Source organism: Acetobacter suratthaniensis, assembly GCF_017377745.1.
Taxonomy (GTDB): domain Bacteria; phylum Pseudomonadota; class Alphaproteobacteria; order Acetobacterales; family Acetobacteraceae; genus Acetobacter; species Acetobacter suratthaniensis.
Window position 1 is genome coordinate 1 of the sequence record NZ_JAFVMG010000020.1, and the last position, 21,042, is coordinate 21,042.

At 58.7% G+C, this 21,042-nt stretch carries 19 protein-coding genes; 4 read left to right on the forward strand and 15 right to left on the reverse strand.

What is annotated here, in order from left to right:
- Nucleotides 1–346: 346 nt before the first annotated feature.
- The 3 genes from J2D75_RS14580 to J2D75_RS13020 all read right to left on the reverse strand — a co-directional run bounded on the left by J2D75_RS14580 (nucleotide 347) and on the right by J2D75_RS13020 (nucleotide 1,621).
- On the reverse strand, nucleotides 347–478 hold the full coding sequence (locus J2D75_RS14580) for a hypothetical protein (RefSeq protein WP_265783062.1): 132 nt from the start codon (nucleotides 476–478) through the stop codon (nucleotides 347–349).
- Nucleotides 479–611: 133 nt separating this feature from the next.
- Nucleotides 612–866 (reverse strand): hypothetical protein, encoded by a 255-nt coding sequence (locus J2D75_RS13015; RefSeq protein ID WP_207855250.1) that lies wholly within the window; start codon nucleotides 864–866, stop codon nucleotides 612–614.
- Between the two features lie 59 nt (nucleotides 867–925).
- Complete coding sequence (locus J2D75_RS13020) at nucleotides 926–1,621, reverse strand: hypothetical protein (RefSeq protein WP_207855251.1); 696 nt, start codon at nucleotides 1,619–1,621, stop codon at nucleotides 926–928.
- Nucleotides 1,622–2,820: 1,199 nt separating this feature from the next.
- Here J2D75_RS13020 and J2D75_RS13025 point away from each other — a divergent pair.
- Nucleotides 2,821–3,153: a hypothetical protein gene (locus J2D75_RS13025; protein ID WP_207855252.1), complete on the forward strand. Its 333-nt coding sequence runs from the start codon at nucleotides 2,821–2,823 to the stop codon at nucleotides 3,151–3,153.
- Here the strand turns inward: J2D75_RS13025 and J2D75_RS13030 are convergent.
- Nucleotides 3,120–3,887 (reverse strand): hypothetical protein, encoded by a 768-nt coding sequence (locus J2D75_RS13030; RefSeq protein ID WP_207855253.1) that lies wholly within the window; start codon nucleotides 3,885–3,887, stop codon nucleotides 3,120–3,122. The genes J2D75_RS13025 and J2D75_RS13030 overlap by 34 nt on opposite strands.
- A 48-nt stretch (nucleotides 3,888–3,935) precedes the next feature.
- Nucleotides 3,936–4,292: a hypothetical protein gene (locus J2D75_RS13035; RefSeq protein WP_207855254.1), complete on the reverse strand. Its 357-nt coding sequence runs from the start codon at nucleotides 4,290–4,292 to the stop codon at nucleotides 3,936–3,938.
- A gap of 165 nt (nucleotides 4,293–4,457) precedes the next feature.
- Here J2D75_RS13035 and J2D75_RS13040 point away from each other — a divergent pair, with 165 nt between their 5' ends.
- Nucleotides 4,458–4,784, forward strand: coding sequence for a hypothetical protein (locus J2D75_RS13040; protein WP_207855255.1), 327 nt, complete (start codon nucleotides 4,458–4,460; stop codon nucleotides 4,782–4,784).
- 713 nt (nucleotides 4,785–5,497) lie between these two features.
- A complete protein-coding gene (locus J2D75_RS13045; protein ID WP_207855256.1) occupies nucleotides 5,498–6,406 on the forward strand; it encodes a hypothetical protein in 909 nt (302 codons plus the stop codon).
- A 45-nt stretch (nucleotides 6,407–6,451) separates the two neighbouring features.
- On the opposite strand, the gene J2D75_RS13050 is transcribed toward J2D75_RS13045, so the two are convergent.
- The 10 genes from J2D75_RS13050 to J2D75_RS13095 all read right to left on the reverse strand — a co-directional run bounded on the left by J2D75_RS13050 (nucleotide 6,452) and on the right by J2D75_RS13095 (nucleotide 14,497).
- Entirely contained in the window at nucleotides 6,452–6,877 is a 426-nt protein-coding gene (locus tag J2D75_RS13050; protein WP_207855257.1) for a type II toxin-antitoxin system VapC family toxin, read from the reverse strand.
- Nucleotides 6,874–7,116, reverse strand: coding sequence for a type II toxin-antitoxin system Phd/YefM family antitoxin (locus J2D75_RS13055; RefSeq protein ID WP_207855258.1), 243 nt, complete (start codon nucleotides 7,114–7,116; stop codon nucleotides 6,874–6,876). Before J2D75_RS13055 ends, J2D75_RS13050 begins: the two co-directional genes overlap by 4 nt.
- Nucleotides 7,117–7,260: 144 nt before the next feature.
- Nucleotides 7,261–7,551, reverse strand: a complete 291-nt coding sequence (locus J2D75_RS13060) for a DUF2312 domain-containing protein (RefSeq protein WP_207855259.1) — start codon at nucleotides 7,549–7,551, stop codon at nucleotides 7,261–7,263.
- A gap of 28 nt (nucleotides 7,552–7,579) precedes the next feature.
- Nucleotides 7,580–8,041: a transcriptional regulator gene (locus tag J2D75_RS13065; protein ID WP_207855260.1), complete on the reverse strand. Its 462-nt coding sequence runs from the start codon at nucleotides 8,039–8,041 to the stop codon at nucleotides 7,580–7,582.
- 69 nt (nucleotides 8,042–8,110) lie between these two features.
- On the reverse strand, nucleotides 8,111–9,457 hold the full coding sequence (locus J2D75_RS13070) for a DUF1173 family protein (RefSeq protein ID WP_207855261.1): 1,347 nt from the start codon (nucleotides 9,455–9,457) through the stop codon (nucleotides 8,111–8,113).
- Complete coding sequence (locus tag J2D75_RS13075; RefSeq protein WP_207855262.1) at nucleotides 9,450–9,980, reverse strand: hypothetical protein; 531 nt, start codon at nucleotides 9,978–9,980, stop codon at nucleotides 9,450–9,452. The genes J2D75_RS13070 and J2D75_RS13075 overlap by 8 nt, the downstream gene beginning before the upstream one ends.
- 21 nt (nucleotides 9,981–10,001) lie before the next feature.
- Nucleotides 10,002–10,664: an HD-GYP domain-containing protein gene (locus J2D75_RS13080; protein WP_207855263.1), complete on the reverse strand. Its 663-nt coding sequence runs from the start codon at nucleotides 10,662–10,664 to the stop codon at nucleotides 10,002–10,004.
- Nucleotides 10,665–10,709: 45 nt separating this feature from the next.
- Complete coding sequence (locus J2D75_RS13085) at nucleotides 10,710–12,737, reverse strand: ATP-dependent helicase (protein ID WP_207855264.1); 2,028 nt, start codon at nucleotides 12,735–12,737, stop codon at nucleotides 10,710–10,712.
- On the reverse strand, nucleotides 12,715–13,428 hold the full coding sequence (locus J2D75_RS13090) for a hypothetical protein (protein ID WP_207855265.1): 714 nt from the start codon (nucleotides 13,426–13,428) through the stop codon (nucleotides 12,715–12,717). The genes J2D75_RS13085 and J2D75_RS13090 overlap by 23 nt, the downstream gene beginning before the upstream one ends.
- Nucleotides 13,429–13,531: 103 nt before the next feature.
- Nucleotides 13,532–14,497, reverse strand: a complete 966-nt coding sequence (locus tag J2D75_RS13095) for a DUF3991 and TOPRIM domain-containing protein (RefSeq protein ID WP_207855266.1) — start codon at nucleotides 14,495–14,497, stop codon at nucleotides 13,532–13,534.
- Nucleotides 14,498–15,675: 1,178 nt separating this feature from the next.
- On the opposite strand from J2D75_RS13095, the gene J2D75_RS13100 reads away from it, so the two are divergent.
- Nucleotides 15,676–21,042, forward strand: a 5,367-nt coding sequence (locus tag J2D75_RS13100; protein ID WP_207855267.1) for a beta strand repeat-containing protein, incomplete at its 3' end; no start/stop codon positions are given.

Consider the following 21,042-nt stretch of genomic DNA (forward strand, 5'->3'; position numbering starts at 1 on the left):
CATGGTGGCCAACCTGTTTCGTGGAGGCAGTATTCTTCCGGTTGACGCAGCTGCGTCGCCATCCAGACATCTGAGCCAGTCTGACACCTGGCGAAACAGACCCGCAAGCACAGGTTCCGGCACAAGGTTGTGGCTATCCATAAATCCATAGGAGGGACCCAAGGGCCGCGCGACGCGACCGCCAAGAGTCAGGCGTCGCGCGGCCCTTGGGAGGTGCCTGTGGAGTTGTGGATAGCCGGTTGGGAGGGATGATTACCCATCCCTTTTTCCGGGCAGGCGAGCAGAAACAGGATGGAAAATAAAGGACGGAACGCATCGCGGCGGACTTATGCCCGCCAGTCTTGATTTAGTTGCGCTCCAATGACTCCCGCCATTTGGCAAGGCGTGTCGCAACCGGCCCTAACGAAAGGCCAATGATTGCGGTGCCAAGGCAGAAAGGCACCGCATAGACCAGAATGGCGCGTGTAGTCTCGTCCAACAGCCTACTGGCTACCTTTTGTTTTCAGGAGACTGCCGGACTGGCAACAGCCACCTTGCAAGCCATCCGCTCGCGGCAAAGGTAACAGCAAACACACCTAGCACCATGACTGTGTTAGTTAGGAAGGCGTTTGTCACTGCTTATCCTCCTTTGAGGTTTCCTTACCCGGAATATAACTCAAAAACTCAAACGCTGCACGTTCCAAGATTGCAGCCACCATAACTGCCGGAAGCTTACGCCATGACCAGCCGCCAGCCGCGAAATAAGGAGAGATAAGCGACAGCCCCACCAGCGTGAGCGCCAGATTCTGGCAAGCGGACGCCGCCAGTTTGAGGCGCTCCGTAACCTGTGTTTCATTCTGAAGCGGTTTAGGTGGAATACCTAGCATTTTACAGACCGTTCCGGGGAGTTAGGTTTGCCGAGCCTTTCGGCCCGGCTGGTTGTTGTTCAGATACCAAGCGCCTCGTCGAGAGCCGCAGCGGCTTCCTGCGGCACGGTGCGGTTATTTGCCCGGTGCTGATAGGGCTGCCATTCTTCGCCCATCACTTCGGCATAAGCCGTGCAGGCTCCGCTGGCGACATGGAACAGGGCGTAAGCCTTCACGGCGTGCTCGGCCGCGTTACGGCGCAGACGATCTGTGTAGTTATCCTGACCGTCGATGCCCATGCGGTCGTCGTCGCGGTGTTCGTTTGCCCATTTATCCTTCGCGTCTTTCGCAAGCTGGCGGCGGGTTTCGTAGTAATTAGCCGCACCATGTGCTGAGCGCACCAGTGCATCCACAATACGGTCAAGATGAATCTTGATCGCCTTGAAATCGTCCTCGCCCCTAAAAGTAGAGACCAGAACGGGCCGCAGCGCGTCATACTGATCACGAACGGCGTTCAGGCCGACGCCGATCATTTCGTCAACGTCTGCAACGTCCAGACCGAAACGGGGGCCAATCAGCGCCATCTGATCGTCTGAAGGCACGAGGTGAAGCAGGTCAGCCATGGAAGGTGAACGATTGGCCTTCATGCGCTGTTCCGTTTCATGGAACTGGCGGGCACGGGCGGGAGAGACGGAACCGGCGGCATCGCCCTTGCGGGGAGCGTTACCCTTGCGGGCGGAACGGGGCTTGCTTACAGTGTTGTTTACGTCGGACATGAAACTATCGCTTTCTGTTCTGGCTAGTCCCGGTCTGGTGGTGCAAACACCGACCGGGGCGCTTTGTTGTTCGGGCCTATTCCCTCTCAACAAGTAAAGAATAGTACGCCAAGAAAAACAGAGCAAGCGAAAAAGCGTGGAAAACAGCCAAAAAGCCCGTTTTTTCGTTATTTTTCACGCCATTAATCGAAACAATATTTCGTATTTCTGTCTGTTCTTTTCACGCACTTTTCTCCGCCAAGAAAAAAACGCACAATCCGTTTGTTATATTGTTCATTAGGTAATTCTATACCTCGCCCCCCTGAGCGTCCCGCACCCGGAACGGCGGACAGGAGGCATAATCGCTCCCCCCCACTCCTTCACTCCTGAGCAAAACGCCCCTCACCCGCCGCAAGGTCGTTGCTGCACCAGAGGGCGCGTGTGACGCGCCCGCCGTAGGCCGCCGTAGGCGTCTGGTGTGTCCGCTGTCGCTACGGGCTGGTTCCGGCACAAAGTCGAAGCTGTCCATAAATTCATAGGAGGGACCCAAGGGCCGTGCGATGCGACCGCCAAGAGTCAGGCGGCGCGCGGCCCTTGGGAGGTGCCTGTGAAGTTGTGGGCAGCGGGGAACCAGACACGCCAGCCCCGGACAGGGCGCGCCCGACAGGCGTCACAACCGGTTGCGTCATACTGCAAGAGCGAGCGGAACTGCCCTCGCGAAACAGAAAGCAGAAACCATGACGTCAACACAAGAAACTATTCGCCTACCTCAGGAAAACCCTGAACAACCTCGCCGGTGGCCCTTCGTGCGAAGCCTTCTCTCTGCACTCGTCCACGACGCGACACTAGGCGTTGTAAATTTCTTCTTCGAACTTGGCGAAATATGTTCCAAGGCGGTTCTCATTTTCGTATTCGTGAATTTATGCGCCTTCTTCATCTTCGCTATGGGCGACTACATTTTCTGTATTAGCGCACACACAGAGCGCTTTCGTACCATTATCAATACTGCGAGGCCCCGCATTATGTGGGCTGTTCTTTACCTTGTCGCTTCTTGCTGGATTGCATTAAACAGCAGAAAATGTCGAACAATCTTAATGAAGTGGGCGCGATAACGGGCAGGAAAAACCTACTCCACACCCCGGACTGACCCCAGCCGTTGCCGGTGTCCTCTGGACAACCGGCAACACCTGCTCGACCTTTCCCGAACACAGGAGCCAGACATGGCACGACAGCGTAACCTGTTCGGATGGAAGCGGCCTTATCGCGCGCCGCGCATCCTCGCCCACCTGACCGATTGCGGCGATCACGGCAGTGTTTACCAGCCGGGTATGCGCATGGTCGCACTCTTCACCTGCCCCCGCTGCCAGTGGGAAAGCCGCTGGATCGACATGCCCAGCGTGACCGCCTGTCGCAAAGGCATCGCCTGTGAGCCGTGCAATGCTGAACGGGCCAAAGCCCGGAACAGCGTTGCCCGGCCGCACACGCCTCAGCGCGTGTCGTCCGGGCGTGCAGAAAAGCGTCAGAACGGGATTGCGTCCCAGTCCGAGCCATAAAGCACTTTCATGCGGCGCGCGTAGCGATTGTAGCGCGCTGCCGCTTCACGCGCCCGGGCCTCAGCATCGGCCTCATAGGCCCGCCATTTCTCGCACCAGCCTGCCAGTTCCGGAAAACGCTGAGGCAGTTCATCCACATTGAGCCACGCCATCGCTCCGATCCGACCATACGCGGTGATGTCGCTCATGACCGTCACCTGTGTAGAAACGGTATGGAGCACGATATTGCGGACAGGATCGTGCAGGGTATTCGGCCGCTCCGACACCAACGCCTCCAGAACACGCCAAGGGCCGATGTCGTGTGGATCTGGCTGAATACCACAAAGCCCTGAACCCACCCGCGCAAAAGGCCGGATGTCGGCAATGCGGGCATCGGATTCAAACAGCACGACACGGGTTGTCCTTCGCCCCGGCCGGGCGCAGGTCACACCCAGCAAAGCGGCAAAATACCCGCTCCTGCACACCCGGCCTGCCTGCCAGATTTCAAGCGCCGTTTTCGCATAGCGCGACGTGTCATCTGGGTTTTCCCATGTCAGAGTATGCACCAACCGGGGATACCGGCGCGTAAGACGGGTCATGAGTGGTGTGTAGAAACTCTTGTGCATGGGCTCCAGTTCGAAGGACAGCAGCGTTCGGGTCGTGCGTATCCCGAACACCGGGGGTGGCCAAACGCCCGCATCGCGACACGCCGCACGCAGCCAGTCCCGTAATCCCGCGCGATCACGCGCGATCACGCGCAGGCCCGCGCACCTGTACGCGCACGTCAGGCAGACCCATGCCGCTCATGCGCGGCCCTCCCTGCGGGTAACGGCAAACCAGTGCCGATACCATTCGCCATCACCCAGCGGCGGAGGCGGGGCATTGCGCTGCACATGCTGGCCCGGCAGGCCGGGAACCGCCTGCTCAACCAGACTACGCATCATGCAGGCCAGTGCTGAGCGATTGTGCTCTGGCAGGTCGCTGCCATAGCAGGCGCGTACCAGTTCCTCGGCCAGACGCTCCCGCGCACTCCACACCCTGTCGCACGGGGCAATTGAGACTGAGACCAGCGCGGCCTGTTGGCCTCGCGCCAACAGATCGGCTGGCATGGTCGAGGCGACCCCTTTCCACAGCGGGGTTAGAGCTATTCGTTCGTGCATTGTTTTTTTCTCCTTCACCCCTCGGCCGCGGCATGGGATCGGGGCGGGGGCAACGGCGCGCGCAGCGCGAGCCTGCGACCGTTGCGGCCGGCCCAGCCCATGCGAGGCGTCACAATGTTTTCTGGCAGTCTGTTCGCCAGTTCTTTTCTGCTATGGACTATGTCGATGCTTTTCTTGCGCACCTTTATTGCCCGTGCCCGCCCTGTCGTCTCTCTGTGCTGGTATGGCGTTGCGGTGTTCGGGCTGTGTCTGCTCGGGCTTTACGGGATCCTCGCGATCGGCCTTCAGGCCGGTCTGGCGGTTGTCGCCAACACCCCGCGGCTGAGCCTGCCCGCCCTCTACTGGCTCGATCACCAGAGCAGCGCGCAGCTGCTCGACGGGATCGCCCGCAAAGGGCAGGTCATCGACCGCCTCTTTCACAGGGTCTGCGGCACCATCGCCCTAGGGGCGATGGCCTTACGCATATGGCACCGGTTGTTATCGAAGGTTTAAGATGCGCTGCTGCTAGATCATAGATATTCAGAACCGCGCACACATCAGACTAAGAGGTATGCGTAAAACGACTACCAGTATGATTGCAACACTTGGGACCATTATTATAGCCTGCTTCAGCTTGAGCGTGTGGGCATGTCATGCCCAGCATAGTGCTCAAGAATGATTGAATAGGACATTCACAATGTTTCTTAAAAATCTCTTTGTGTCACTGAGTATTATGGGCCTTTCTGCGGCGCCATTTGCAACGCCGTCTCAGGCTGCCAGCGGAACCATCAAAGTTACCAACAATTCCCCTCAATCAGTAACCATCAGCGGCTACAGCGCATCTCCGAGTATAACACCACAAAACGCAAGTTTAACCATCGCTACGGGAACAACCTCAGTTGTTGCAAACGCGTCTGGTCCTGACAAAACAGATCTGTCAATACAATTTACGGCAACGTCTAACGACCACACTTATGGGTGCAACTACTATATTAATCTTAGCTATCAGTAATCTTTAAACCAGTATTATTCAAACTATATTGCATACCCATTTACACAAAATGGCGGAACCCATTTCCCAACATGTACTGCGCCTTCGTCCGGCCCGTGGTCAGGTGTGAGCAGCTTAGGCGGGACTTTCTACATTCAGTAATGGTTTAACGTTTCTTTTACCCGAATCTTTTTACATCGTATCACAGTATAACTTGGTAGGGCAGGAGCCTCTCATGTCAACAATTACCACAACGAACCTTTCGTGGTCTGCAACGTGGTCTCAGGCTCCTGTCACTCCTAATGCACTGAACGTATCTATTTACGGTGAAAACGGAGTGATTCAGCATGGGAATAGTGTTGTTTCCAGCTCTTCTGAAACATCCAGTGCCGATGATGACACAACAGGCGATACGCTCACTCTATCTCAGGAAGCGCAAACCTACATTGATACGCAGAGTTCGGGAATAACAGCCAATAGTACATTATCTAAGATATACGGTGCCATTGTTCAGGTTCTTGGCAGTTCGACTGCATCGGATTCTGAAAAATGGAATGCTTTCGTGGCTGACGAACGGCTGTCCATGGAAAGTGCACGAAACGATGGAATTTGGGGCAATATTAACGTTTTTAGTGATTCGTCTGCGATGGCCACACCATACATGCAGAAAATAAAAGCCGCCTACGATGATCTTAATAAAAATAACAATGTTGCATCCAATCAGATGGAACAAGATATAACAGGCCTGTTTCAGGAGAACGCAACAGCAGATCTCAGCGAATTATGGGGTAATGCGTCTCTTTCTCTCGATGTGACACAGACAACGGCCAAAACGGACAGTGGAACTGTTACCAGTTTTTCCATTTCTTCCGCACTTTCTGGGAAAATGGAATACGCAGTTGGAACAGGCCCCAATATCAAGCAGGCACTTGTAAAGACAGATGTTAACACCCCGACATCATTTTCATCGTACAACGACATCCAGACAGTGACGGTTTCTGGAAACAAAAATGATCTGAAAGCCGAGTTTGAAAAAGAAATAGTAGACGAGTTATTTGGCTCTTCTGGTCATAAAAATACAACCTCTGCGCTAAAAACAGGACTTACTTCAGAAGCAGAAACCACTGAGTCATCTACAACCTGAACCGGCAAAATAGCCATAAACAGCTTAAAAATGTTCAGTGCAAAGTTAAAGAATTACCGTACGCAGACCTAGTTGAGGGCCAGCCTCAGCAAGGCGACGATCCAGTGTACACAACGTCACACCATGATCAGCACAGACCGCGAGATGCAGCGCGTCGCCGGCACGCAGACCAAGAGCATACTGATCTGAAAACCGGGCAGCCGTCCTGAACTGCAGCCCGGTTACGGGAAGACATTCAAAACTCTCCACACACAGACGGGTAAAAAGAGCTAAGGCGTTGGCCCGGTCTGTGACGGTGATCTGCCCAGTACGCAGTTTAATCGACAGAGCAGAAGAAAATTCGGTAACAACCCAGTCACTGACAAACAGTGACGCGGGATTCTGGCTGGCAAGCCACTCCTGCATCCGAACCGTCTCCGCCTCATTGGTCAATGCTGCTACCAGTACAGATGTATCAATATAAAGGCTCAATATCGGGCCTCATCACGCATGGCACGGAGACTCTCCCCCGCAGAAACAGTCTGCGGCGTCATGCTCTCAGTCAGGGCACGCAGCATATGTAGGTCAACAGGCTTGCGTTCCCGGACAATGCTGTTGATCTGGGCGATGACCTTGCCACGCCGCATAATCCGTACCGGTTCGCCCTGCATGGCCTGTTCAACAAGCTGACTGAGATGGGTTTTTGCTTCGACAAGATTAACGGTCTGCATCAAAACCTCCTGACCATATAACTGGTCATATAGTAGCACATACCCCATCCACAACCTACAAAATTGGCAAACATCTTCATGCCGCAACTGACGGCAACGCCGATGCCGCCAGCTGCGCATTGCACCTACTGGATTAGATTCAGCCTAAATGCCCAGAGCGCGCCGATAGATATCGAGCAGGGTTTCCTGTTCCTCCACCTCAGCGGGCTCAAGCTTGCGCAGCCGGATGATCTGGCGGATGACCTTCACCTCGAAGCCTGCCGATTTCGCCTCGGTGAAGATGTCCTTGATGTCGCCGGCCAGCGCCTTGCGCTCTTCCTCCAACCTCTCAACCCGCTCGATGATCGAGCGCAGCCGATCCGCCGCAATCCCGCCTACGGCCGGATCCGTGCCCGTGTCGCCACCCTGTCCTTCGTGATACTGTCCATCCAACATGATCTTCCTTTCGTGTTAGCGCGGCCCGTCAGGGTCGCGGATTAAGCCGGTGGCCGTCTTCGAGTAATTCCAGCCACCGGGATTCCTGTGCGTCCAGTGTCTCCCCCGCCTCCAGACGACGCCGCAAAGCGGTGCGATGCTCCCCCAGCCGCTCCGCGAGCTGACGCTCCGACCAGCCGATCACCAGTTGTATCCGCAACACCTCCCACTGCCCCAGAGGCGGGCGGTTACCACCCGGTCGAACGGTTGTCGCCAGAGGAGACGGATAGCGGACGTGAACCGCCTGCAGCGCAATCAGCCACAGCCTGAACGGCTCAGGCATCCCACCCTTGCGCATCCAGCGCGTAATCTCATGACGCCCGTAGCCCGAACGCCGTGAGAGCTGCTGCAGCGGCCAGCCGATCCACACCAGAGCCGTGCCAATCAGCACGCCATCGGCAGGGCGGGCCAGCTCCTCCCCGGGTTTGTCCAACCCGGTCACAGCTTGCACACCATTCTGTCCACAGATTCTGGGGATAACCACCTCTCGACCCAGCTGGGAGACGGGGTTCCACGCGCCTTACGCATCGTCGTCCCCGTCCTTTCGGGTGTGCGCTGGCGGGAAGTCGGGCCAATGACCGGGTGATGTGGCAGCATCCCAGTGCCACCAGTGCGCCTGCCCGTAGACCTCGTCGTAATAGCGGGCCTTCTCCGCCCGGCGGGCGGCATAGGCCTCATCTGCCCGACCAAACACCTCCATCGGGGTGCCTCGCGGATCGCCCGTATCCGTCAGGACAAAGTCTGGAAGCACCGCATCGCGACCCGCGTCAAAGCGGAGCGGCCGGATGAAGCTCCGGCGCTGCTCCACCAGAGCGCGGGCAATGGCCAGCTCATAGCCACTGGACACAGGGGTCAGCGTATCAGGCTCTACCTCCATCAACGCGATGTCGTCAGCGCGACAGCGCACCAACGACAGACCCTGGGTCACGCCCACCCGCACGGTCGCCGTCACCAGACCAACCACCCGGATGGCCCGCTCAGCACGCGGCTGCGCCAACGCCGCCATCGCCATCGGATAACGGCGCGCGACACGCTCATGCCAGAGGGACGCGGCACTGACGCGCAGGTTGTAGGCTCCGGCCCCATCGAAACGCAGCGCGCAGAACTGCTGGCCTTCCTGCCAGTTCACCAGAGCGATGTCGTCCACGATCCCCAGCAACAGGATCCGCCATGTGTCGCCACAGTTGCGCGCCGTCTCGCGCAACAGCGCGGGCCCATCCTCATCGGCGTAGCCGATCATGGCCAGCCGGTCGGACAGGGTCTGATTACGGGCTGGAACAATCCGCAGGGCTGCCCGGTCGAGCGCTTCGCGGACAACGGGCCAGCGCCGCCGCGCACGCCCCAGACGGGGTGTCCAGCCATTCAGCCCGGCCTCCTCCCACAGCAGATGCAAAAGGCCCAGCTCGGTCATCCGGGCCTGTCGCACAGCCCCCTGTCCGCCACCCTGTCGTGCGGCCTGCGCCGGATCGGCCGGGGCAGCCGCGACGTCGAGGCAGCGAAGCCCTCGGCGCAGGGCGATGCCAATCCGCCCGTCGTCACGCTCGCGCACGACACCCTCGACATAACCACCCCGGCCATCGCGACGCGGATCGGCCTCGTGGAACGAGCAGGCGACATGGTGCAGCGCCCCCTGATGACGCAGACGGGCCAGATGATAGACCTCAACCTGCCGCCCATCGCGCTGTCGCAGACAGCGATGGACAGACAGTCCCATGGGCTGCCCCTGATGGCGACAGTCGCAGACGGGCCGCTCGTCGCCACCCCATGCCTGAGCCAGTCGGCGCTGCCACGCGCCACTCCTCTGCGGATCATTATCCCACGACCGCCGACCCCGGTTTCCATCGGGGAATGTCACCCAGTCACGCATGACGCACATCCGCAAAAACCCGGCCCGACGCACCCTGCCTGACTTCCGTCGCCATCCGGCGGCTGAGCATACGATAATGGCCCGGCTCTTTGGCCTCACAGATCAGCCCCGCCACCTCAAGGGCGGTCAGGGCCGCGCGGATCTGAATCACGGGGATGAGCAGATCACCCGCCAGTTCGGCCGCATCCGCCCCCGCGCGACGCTCACTGGACAGTACACCGATGATGAGGTCTGCCGTCACATTAGCCTGTACAGCACGCGTCTGCGGCATCCACGGGACCGCCGCATAGACGCTATGGCCCAGAGAGGCGACTTCCCCCGCATGAAGCAGGTTCCGCAGTACCACCGGGAACGCGCCCCTCATCTCGACCGGGACGCGGGCGCGCAGCTCCAGCGCCGTATGCGGGCCACGTTTGAGGGCGTCGCGCACCGCTGTGATAATCGCGCGACGCGCCTGCGCCTGTTCTGTTTCGCTGAGCCTGTCCCACGCGCGCGGGGTAATAGTCTGTTTTCTGCGGGCCATGAGGCGCCTCCTGTCTGTGGATCAGGGTTTGAGTATCGCTGGTTTCGTTGTGACGCCGTTTGGCTGGTCTGCCTGGGCGCGCGCGCGCAGCAGCTGCGGCCAGATCCGCAGGGCGAGATCGGTCAGGATGGGGTCGAACTTCACACCCCGCGCCCTGAGCACGAGGGTGCGGACAAGCTCGGGCGCCATGGCCGATTTGTAGGCACGCGGCGAGGCCAGCGCGTCGATGAAATCCGCAATGGCGACAAGGCGGGCCAGCAGGGGGATGGACGCACCTGACAGGCCGATCGGGTAGCCCGACCCGTCCCAGTGCTCGTGATGAAGCAGGACACAGTCCGCGACATCCTGCGGCACCTCGTCCAGAGCGCGACACAGGATCTCCAGCCCCAGAATGGTATGCAGACGCATGACCGCCCATTCGGCAGGCGTCAGCCGCCGGGGCGCATCGAGAACCTCTATGGGGATGTGGCGTTTGCCAATGTCGTGCAGCTGCGCACCCAGCGTGAGCAGTGCCGTAGGGGGCAGTCCCTGATGGGCATGGCCGAGAGCCTGCGCCATCCCGGCGACACGATTACCGTGCCCATCAAGTTCAAGACCCGCCTTTTGTGCCAGTGCCCGTAGCTGGCGGTGTTCCGGACCGGGCGACAGATCTGCCGCGGTGACGGACGGGCGTGTGGATGTCATGCATGCCAGTGTGCCTGAACCCGTTGTGACGCTGTTTTGGGCGGGCTAGATCCCCAGCGCCGCCTCCTGCGCTTCCCGGATGGCCCGCGCCTCCGCACGGCTTTTCGCCGCGCCCAGCCACCCCGAATACCGGGCCTCAGGCGGGATGTCGCCAATGAAGGGCGACATGTCGGCAGACCGGCCATTGCGCCACGCGCACCAGCTGATGGACACACGCTGGCGCCCGCGCGTCAGCGCGACATAGGCCAGCCTGCGCTCCTCGTCGAGATTGGTAGGCGACAGACCGGGGAACAGCGTGTTCTCCCACCCCACCAGAAAGACATGCTCGAATTCGAGGCCTTTGGAGCCGTGGATCGTCATCAGGCGGATACGCCCCCGCCCCGCCTCGGTGGATGTGCCAGAACCAAGGGCTGCATGATCGAACAGATCCTCGACACTGGTGAATTCCATCGCCAGCGAGAACAGTTCGTCGAGGTTTTCCAGCCCCGCGACACCGTCCTCACCCCCGGCGCGCAGCATGTCCAGATAGCCCGAACGCTCCGCCAATGTGCGCATGCGCGCACCCAGTGCGGTCTCGGTGCTCAGCTCCTCATCACGGACCCTATGCAGGAACGCCCGCACCCGCTCGGCGGTCTTGCTCTGGCTGGTCGCATACAGCCGCTCAGCCGCCGCAAAGAGCGAGAGCGCTTCATCCCGGGCCAGCTGCTCGATCCGGGCGAGTGTCTTCGCCCCCACCCCTCGGGCAGGCTGGTTGATGACACGGCGGAACGCTTCGTCGCCCTGCAGCGCATCGGGGCCATCCGCCAGACGGAGAAGGGCCAGCACGTCCTTGACCACCGCACGCTGCCAGAAGGCCGTATCATTGACGAGTTCGTAGGGAATATGCGCGCGGAGCAGTTCCTCTTCGAGCATGCGCGACAGGAAATTGAACCGGTAGAGAATGGCCATGTCCTCAAGAGCGACACCTGCGAGCTGGCGCCGGCCGATCTCGAGCGCCAGACCCTGCGCTTCCTGCTGGCCACCGGAGAAGGCGACAATCTCAATCGGTGCGCCATCCCCCTGTTCGGTGAACAGGGTCTTGCCCAGCCGATTGCGGTCCTGCGCGACAACGCTGTTGGCAGCCGTGAGGATATGCCCTGTGGAGCGGAAATTCTGCTCCAGCGGGATCATCCGCCCCGAAGGGAACTCCCGTTGGAAGTCACGGATAAAGCCGACAGACGCCCCACGCCACGAATAGATCGACTGATCATCGTCTCCCACGGCGAACAGTTCACCATGATCGCGCGACAATAGCTTCAGCCACAGATATTGCAGGCGGTTCACGTCCTGAAACTCGTCGGCCAGAATGGCGTCAAAGCGCCGTGCCCAGTCAAGGCGATATCGCTCATCGCGCAGCATGGTGACGGTCGGCCAAAGCAGCAGATCACCAAAATCAGCGCAGTTCACTTCCCGCAAAGCCGCCTGATAGGCGGGGTAGAGGGCTGCCGCCATCTGCCAGGCCATCAGGTCTTCATCGCTTTTTGCGCCAAACCGGGCAATCTGGCTGTCCAGCACGGCCTCGGCCTGATCGGGCAGAACCAGATTGTCCTTCATCAGGGCGATCCGCTGCGCCACCGAACGCACGCGGGCACGGAACGTCTCGGCATCTCCCGGCTCCCAGGCTCCATCATCGGCAGCCCGTTGGAGCAGGCGTTTGACGATGCGTCGGCTATCCTCGGCATCACAAATGTCGAAGCCCGGTCGCAGCACCGCTATTTCAGGGTCGGCCCGTAACTGGCGACGACCATGGCCGTGGAATGTGCCAATCCACGAGGGCGCGGCTCCCAGACCCAGCACGGCGTTAATGCGCGTGCGCATTTCGTCGGCGGCCTTGTTGGTAAACGTCACTGCCAGAATGCGGTGAGCAGGGATACGGCGTCTCACAATGCGGTCTACGACACCGGCAACCAGTGTCTTGGTCTTGCCGGTGCCAGCCCCCGCCAGTACGACAACCGGGCCTTCCTGCCGGGCCGCCTCACGCTGCATGGCCGTGAGGCCCACGAGCGCGTCTTCAGCCAAAGCGTTTGAGGTCATAATGCTCGCCTCCCGTGAGGAATGTCACGGAATCCGCCTGATCAGCCAGCAGTTCGACGGTTCGACCCGTGGGCAGCAGCAGCGCGACAGGCTGCTCCATATCCCACAACCCGGTGGAATCCAGCGTGCCGTCGACCAACAACCCTCGGTAGCATTGATCCTGAAACCGCAACTCCACGAATGTATTCGGAACAGCACTACAACCGTGAGTAGCAGCAAACACCGCCCAACGCGCCCGCAGCGAAGGCTGGGCCGCCCAGGCCATGCTGGCCGCCTGCACCTCCTTGAGGAGCGTCATGCAATCCGGACGGCGCGGGCCGACACCCGGCACGCTACCCTGTGGGCGTACGCTCACCACAGACCCGTCGACCGACAGGAAAGTGCCAGGGCGACGGGCGCGCCCGGTAAACAGCACGAACTCTGTCGTCAGATCCCACTTGCCGTTGGTAAAATTACCCGCGACGACCAGCCCTGAAATCCGCCGTCCCGTCTCATCCGTGAAGGAGGCGATTGTCCAGGGGATTTCGTGGCCCAGTCCGGGGGTGCGTTCCAGCCACCCCTTCATCTCGGGATGCGAGAAGAGCGCCTGCTGGGCCGCACACACGTCTTCGCCGAGGTTGGAGAGGAAATCCAGCGGGTCATTATCATCATAGGGGGTAGGCTCATGCGAGCGGGGTGTAGCGTTAGTCATGGCAATGGCCTTTAAAAAAGCAGTCGCTGGATCCGGGACGCAGGACACACGCGCCTCACTGGAGGCAACGCCACTATTGACGTCTGTTCAATTCAATTTGGTTTTAAGCAGCCTGCGCCCGGTTCTTGAGCGTCTGATTGAAATCCTTGGCGCGATCGGGTGGCAGGCGGCGCATGAAGGCGACATCCGCGTCATCCGCCAGACGGTAAAGTGTGTCGGCAAACGCGTTGCCCGCCTCATCATCATCCGTCGCGACAACCAGAACCGCGTCAGGCAGGGCTTTCATGTCCGCGAGATGGGTCTGGATGGCGGCAATGGTCTCAGGGCCCATGCCTCCGGCGGTGGAGGCGTAGAGCGTGCCGGGCACACGCGCCTGATCCAGCGCGGCAAAGGACAGCGCATCGATCGCTGCCTCGCAGATCACCAGACGACGCACCGGCTGGACACTGCCCGGCTGGAAGCGGAACAGGGTCTTCACCGTCCCGCCCAGGCAGATATGAGTGTCCGGCCCACGCAGCTCAGCCCCGCAGACAGCACCCTGTGCGTCCGTATGGGCAAACCATGCCGCATGATACCCATCACGCAGGCAGCCCTTGGCCGCCGCCGCACGCACAATGGCTTCAGGCAGGCAACGCTCACCGATCAGGTAATTCCACACCTTCCCGCCCCGGTAGAGCGACTTGCGTTCCGCCCAGCGTTCGGCAGGGCTACGCTCATCTGTGCGCGCGACCTTTTGCGCGATATAGGCAGCCCCCTTGGGAACCACACCATCCAGTGCACCCAGCCTGGCGCAAACTTCACGCCAGGGCATGTCGGGGTTCAAACGGCGGAATAGAGCAAACACATCACCGCTGCTATCGGGTGTGCCACGCGGACGCTGGGGATCCCACCAGCCTTTACCATCATGATTGACAACGATGTGTTCGTTGCCATTGCGGTATTTGAGGCTACGTTTGGTGGTTTTCTCTTTCACCAGAAGAAAGTTATGATCTTCGAGAATAGTCGCGCAGGAGACGCCGTTAGCAATGGTCTGACGATCCTGATCGGATAGTTCAAAGCGTTGATACATGACGGGATCTCCCTTTACATGGCCAAAAACCAGAATTCGTTCTGGATACTGTGCCTTTACTTCCTTTTTTGTAGCACGGATGGGCCGCGCCACCAAGGAAAAACTACAGAAAACAGCAATTTTGGTGCATTTTTTACTCTATTTTTTCTTGCATACCAGAGTCCTTTTTACTTTGGTTATTGTTCGATACTCATGAACCACAAAAGCGCAGAAGTGTTCGCGCACTGGTGCTCGATCAATACTGCTCTTCGTGGCCACAACACTGGCTCGCGCGTCCAGACACGACACGCGTCCCGACCGCGACCAGCGGCACGGGAGAAACAATCGCCCCTCCCCACGCCTCACCCCCTGAGCAAAAAAGCCACGCCCCCGACACAAGGGAGCCGCTGCACCAGAGGGCGCGTGTGACGCGCCAGCCGTAGGCCGCCGAAGGCGTCTGGTGAACGCACAAATGCCGCGATTGAAAACAACACTGCGCAACGCAACGGACATGAAAAAACTCCGACTGAACCAGACCCTGTTAAGTCTACGCCATCGCGTTGTGACGCTCTTTTGGGCGCAGCTCTTATCGCAGCGACACCCTGAGACCCCGGACGGTTACGGGTCTCATCCGGGGCGCTGCATTCCCCTTAGGAAGCTGCTTAATCTGTTCTAGCGCGATGCAGATCATTTCGGGGGGAGCCTCAACGGAAAAACCACCGCGTTTTCCCTGCTCTGGCGCAGGCATGCTTGATTTATGAGCCTACCTGCGCAGGACCCGCGACCGGTCTCAGTCAAAATGCGCTAGCCAGCACAGCCCTCATCCACGCAGCTGGATGAGGAACTGCGACAGCTAACGTGTAGCTTTTTTGGGGATATCTTCATTTCCCCCTTGATACGATAGGGCGATCAATCAATAACAGCCGCATATCATTCAACATATCGCATAAATATCAATGAAATATGCGAAATCCAGTACTCTTGTATTCAGAAGATGGTCGAGAAGAGCTGAGAAAAAACACATGCTGGCAAAGCAGATATTATACAGACTTTTTAATAAGCTCTTAACCATCCCCCTTCACCCAAACCATTCCCCCGAAGAAACATATCACGTGTTTTTCACCCCCACGGCCTTATCTACGCGCTCCGTGAATAGACACTTTTCGTCTTCCTCCCACCCTAACCCCGAAGACTGACTGATGCCCCTGACCCCCCGCATGCTTCTCCTTGGCGTAACCGCTCTCACCCCCAGTTTTGCCTGGGCGCAAGCCCTGCCCACGGGCGGTGCCTATGTAGCCGGATCGGGCAGTATCAATACGGCGGGGGCCACCACTACCATCGACCAGTCCTCCGCACGCGGGGTGATCAACTGGCAGGGTTTCTCCATCGGTGCAGGTGGTACGGTTCAGTTCAACAATGGCAGCGGGGCTACCCTCAACCGGGTCACAGGTGATCAGCTCTCCTCCCTGCAGGGGCATCTGGGGGCTACCGGCACGGTGTTCCTCATCAACCCCAATGGGGTGGTGGTCGGCCCCGGCGGCACGGTGGTAACAGGCGGCAGCTTTGTGGCCTCAACCCGCGATACGCCCAACAGTGCCTTCATGAAGGGGGGCAACGTCACCCTGTCCGGCACGTCTGCGGGTACGGTGGCCAATGCGGGCAAGATCACCAGCACCAACGGTAATGTGGTGCTGGTGGGTGCTGCTGTCAGCAACAGCGGCACAATCAGTGCCGCTGGCGGCACGGCGGCACTGGTGGCGGGTAATCAGGTGGTGCTGAGCGAGGCCGATGGCCCGGCGGGCATCTATGTGGTGGCCGACAGCAAGGCCAGGGGCAATGTCACCAATACCGGGCGGATCAAGGCCGCCGCCGCCACGCTGGCCTCGGCCGGGGGCAATGTTTACGCGCTGGCGGGCAACCGCGAAGGACTGGTGCAGGCCACCGGCACCACAACGGTAAACGGACAGGTCTGGCTGAGCGCACCCCACGGCACCGTAACGGTGGAAAGCACCACGCTGAGTGCTACCAATGCCGATGGCTCTGGCGGTGTCATCCGCGCCAATGGTGCGGCCGTAAGCCTTGGCGGCAAGGCCGTGCTGACTGCCTCGGCCAGCAAGTATGGCCGCAAGGGCGGGCAGATATTGATCGGCACCGACAGCATGGGCGGTACCAATCTGGCCCACCGCACCACCGTGGCCTCGGGGGCGACCCTGAAAGCCACCGGCAAAGGCACAGGGGCTGGCGGCACAATCGAGACCTCGGCGCACACACTGGCTATCGGGGCTGCGACCGTCAGGGCCGGGCTGGGCGGAAGCTGGCTGCTCGACCCTGATAACCTGACAATCGACAGTGCTGCCGCCTCCACCATCAATGCCGCCCTGAACAGCGGCGTCAATGTCACCGAGCAGACATCGGCCACCACCACATCGAACATCAACGGAGCGGGAACAAGCAGTTCGGGCATTGGGGATATTGTGCTCAACACCGCCCTGAACTGGAACAGCACCGCCAGCCTGATCCTGTCCGCCTATCACTCCATCACCCTCAATGCCGATATTACTGTGAGTGGCGCAGGCACGCTGACCCTGACCACAAACAACGGCATCGGTGGCTCCAGCACCGGGGACGGAGCGGTGAACTTTGGCGGCTCCACCATCCAGTTCACCAGTTCTGCCCTGACCGCCGCCAATACCGCCAGCAGCAGCCCGCTGACCATCGATGGTCATGGCTACACGTTAATTACCACTGCAAACGAATTACAGAACACTATTGGCTCATCGGGCTACTACGCTCTGGCTAAGCCACTCGACATGAGCAGTATCAGTAACTTCAAGCCTGTGGGATCAAACTACTTTAACGGCACCTTCAACGGGTTGGGTAATACCATCTCAAACCTCACCATCAATGATAGCGCGGACCGTTATGTGGGGTTATTCAGTGACGTATCCGGTACCGTGAGCAATTTGGGACTAATCAACGAAAACGTCAGCAATTTCGGGCTAACCAATCAAAATGTCGGCAACACGTCCTATAGCGGTCATGTCGGCGGACTGGCAGGACTTAACAACGGGGGAACAATCACAAACTCATACGTAACAGGTTATATTACCACAACCAGAACCGTGCAGGCTGGCCTACTAGTTGGCAGTAACGATGGTGTAATTTCAAATTCATTTGCTACAGGAACCATCATTAGCCAAGGCGATGACAGTGATGTTGGCGGACTGACAGGACTGAACTACGGAACAATATCCAACTCGTATTCAGCCGGCACCGTGAGCAGCATAGGACAATACAGTAGTACTGGCGGTCTCTCTGGAGAAAGTGACCAGACAATAAGCAACGCATTCACTACAGCCAAGGTCACCCAAAACGACAGCAACAGCTATGTAGGTGGATTTCTTGGGCAGAACTACGGAGCTATTACCAACGGCTATTGGGACACCACCACCGCCGGGCAGACCGATGGTACGGGCTATAATGTCGGCACAGGAACTCTCACCGGCCTGACCTCTGCCCAATTGGCATCAAGCCTCCCCGCCGGTTTTGACGCGACCACATGGGGCAACCTGAACAACCAGACCACGCCTTACCTGTCCTCGATTACTGCCAATCAGTCTGTTTATTTCGGCAATAATGCCGATTTCTCCACCAGTACACCGGTCTGGCTGATATTCAACATGGCCGGCCTGCAGAACATCAACAATGATCTTTCTGCCAATTACGCGCTGACCGCCAATCTTGATGCCTCCGGCCTGAGCGGTTTCTCTCCCATCGGGTCAGTCAATACGCCCTTCGCCGGCACGTTTGACGGGCGGGGCCATACCATATCAAACCTTACCATCAACGATTCCACAGATGAAAGTGTAGGGCTATTCGGCAAATCTGGCGGCATCATCCGTAATATCGGGCTGATCGGTGGCAGCATAACCGGCACGTCCACGTCTGTCATCATGGTCGGTGGACTGGTCGGAATGAACGCTACTGGGACCATCACCAATGCATACACCACAGGCGATGTTACTAGCATAGGTCTCTCAAGTGTCGCCGGTGGACTGGTCGGAGAAAACAGCGGAACTATCAGCAGCGCATATGCTACGGGGAATGTCAGTAGTTCAGGCAGCATGGGCACAGCTGGCGCTCTGAGCATAGCTGGCGGGCTGACAGGAATGAACGACGGCACGATTACCGATGCATACGCCACGGGAGCTGTCAGCAGCGCAGGAAACATCAGCATCTCCGGTGGGTTGGCCGCTGGGAATTCCAGTAGTGACGCCACAATCAGCGATACCTATGCGACAGGCCACATCAGCAGTTCAGGCACCCAAAGCTACGCTGGCGGACTTCTGGCCGTTAACGACGGAACAATTGGCCACTCCTATTGGAATACTGATACCGCCGGGCAGCCCTATGGGGTCAGTCACGAGACCACCATAACCATGCCCTCGGGCACACAAACCATAAACACTGGAACGGGCACACCCATCGGTCTGACAACTGCGCAATGGATAACCGAGGGGCCACTAGTCAGTGGTAGCACCAACACATTTGGCAATCCGGCTGAATGGGATGCGAGCTCTCCCTATCCGGTGCTTTCCTCCCTGCCTTACATGACCATCACCGCAAGTGGCACACAGGTTTACGGCTCATCCACGATCTCTGGAGCAATAAGCAACGCCATTAATCAGGCAGGTCAGAACGTAACATCACTCGTTCCCGGTTCGAATATTGTATGGCAGAGCACAGCAACATCCAAAAGCAATGTCGGCTCCTATACACTCTGGGGTAGCACCGCAAGCCTTGACGGCTATCAGGTCACCTATGTTGCCAATAACACGGGTCTGAGCGTCACCCCGGCCGCCCTGACCATTACCGCACTCAATCAGACTGGTAGCTATGGGCAGGCACCAACACTGGGAAACACCGCGTTTAACGCCAGAGGTCTGGTCAATGGGGATACGCTTTCCAGCGCAACTCTTGCCACCCGCGCCACAAGCCAGAGCAATGTCGGTGCCTACGCCATTACAGCCAGCGATGCACACGGCACCGGGCTAGGAAACTATGCCATTACCTACACGACCGGTGCCTACACTATTACTCCGGCAGCCCTGACCATTACCGCTCTCGACCAGACGGGCACCTATGGGCAGACCCCAACGCTCAATAATGCCGCCTTTAAAACCAACGGCTTGGTCAATGGAAATTCCGTTTCCAGTGTCAGCCTCGCCACCACAGCAGACCGCCAGAGCAATGTCGGTGCCTACGCCATTACAGCCAGCGATGCACACGGCACCGGGCTAGGAAACTATGCCATTACCTACGCGACCGGTAGCTACACTATTACTCCGGCAGCCCTGAGCATTACCGCTCTCAACCAGACCGGCATCTATGGGCAGACCCCAACGCTCAATAATGCCGCCTTTAAAACCAACGGCCTGATCAATGGAGATTCCGTTTCCAGTGTCAGCCTCGCCACCACAGCAGACCGCCAGAGCAATGTCGGCGCCTATGCCATTACAGCCAGCGATGCACACGGCACCGGGCTAGGAAACTATGCCATTACCTACACGACCGGTGCCTACACTATTACTCCGGCAGCCCTGAGCATTACCGCTCTCGACCAGACCGGCACCTATGGGCAGAACCCAACGCTCAATAATACCGCCTTTAAAACCAACGGTCTGGTCAATGGAGATGCTGTTTCCAGTGTCAGCCTCGCCACCACGGCAGATCGCCAGAGTAGTGTCGGTGCCTATGCCATGACAGCCAGCGACGCACGCGGCACCGGGCTAGGAAACTATGCCATTACCTACACGACCGGTAGTCACTACACTATTACTCCGGCAGCCCTGACCATTACCGCCCTCGACCAGACGGGCACCTATGGGCAGAACCCAACGCTCAATAATGCCGCCTTTAAAACAAACGGTCTGGTCAATGGAAATTCTGTTTCCAGTGTCAGCCTCGCCACCATAGCAGACCGCCAGAGCAATGTCGGTGCCTACGCCATCACAGCCAGCGATGCACACGGCACCGGGCTAGGAAACTATGCCATTACCTACACGACCGGTAGCTACACTATTACTCCGGCAGCCCTGAGCATTACCGCTCTCGACCAGACCGGCACCTATGGGCAGGCACCAACCCTGGGAAACACCGCGTTTAACGCCCGAGGCCTGCTCAATGGGGACGATGTTTCCAACGTCAGCCTCTCTACCCCCGCAGACAGCCAGAGCAACGCAGGTGTTTATGTCATCACTGCCAGCAATGCTAGCGGCACAGGGTTGAGCAATTACGCAATCACCTACCAGAACGGCACCTACACGATCACGCAGCCCCAGCCCCAGCCCCAGCCCCAGCCCCAGCCCCAGCCCCAAAATGTGGCCCGTCCGATCTTCTGGCCAGCCAATAACATCTATTCCGGCAATATTCCTACCGCGCCGCTGTCGGTACCTCCTCCCTCCTCTGATACCGACAGAGCAGATAACATCAGTCTGTCTCACAAAACGCAGTCCGTTCTGCAAAATATCCCGGACAGCACACTCTCCCTTGGACAGACCCGTGAT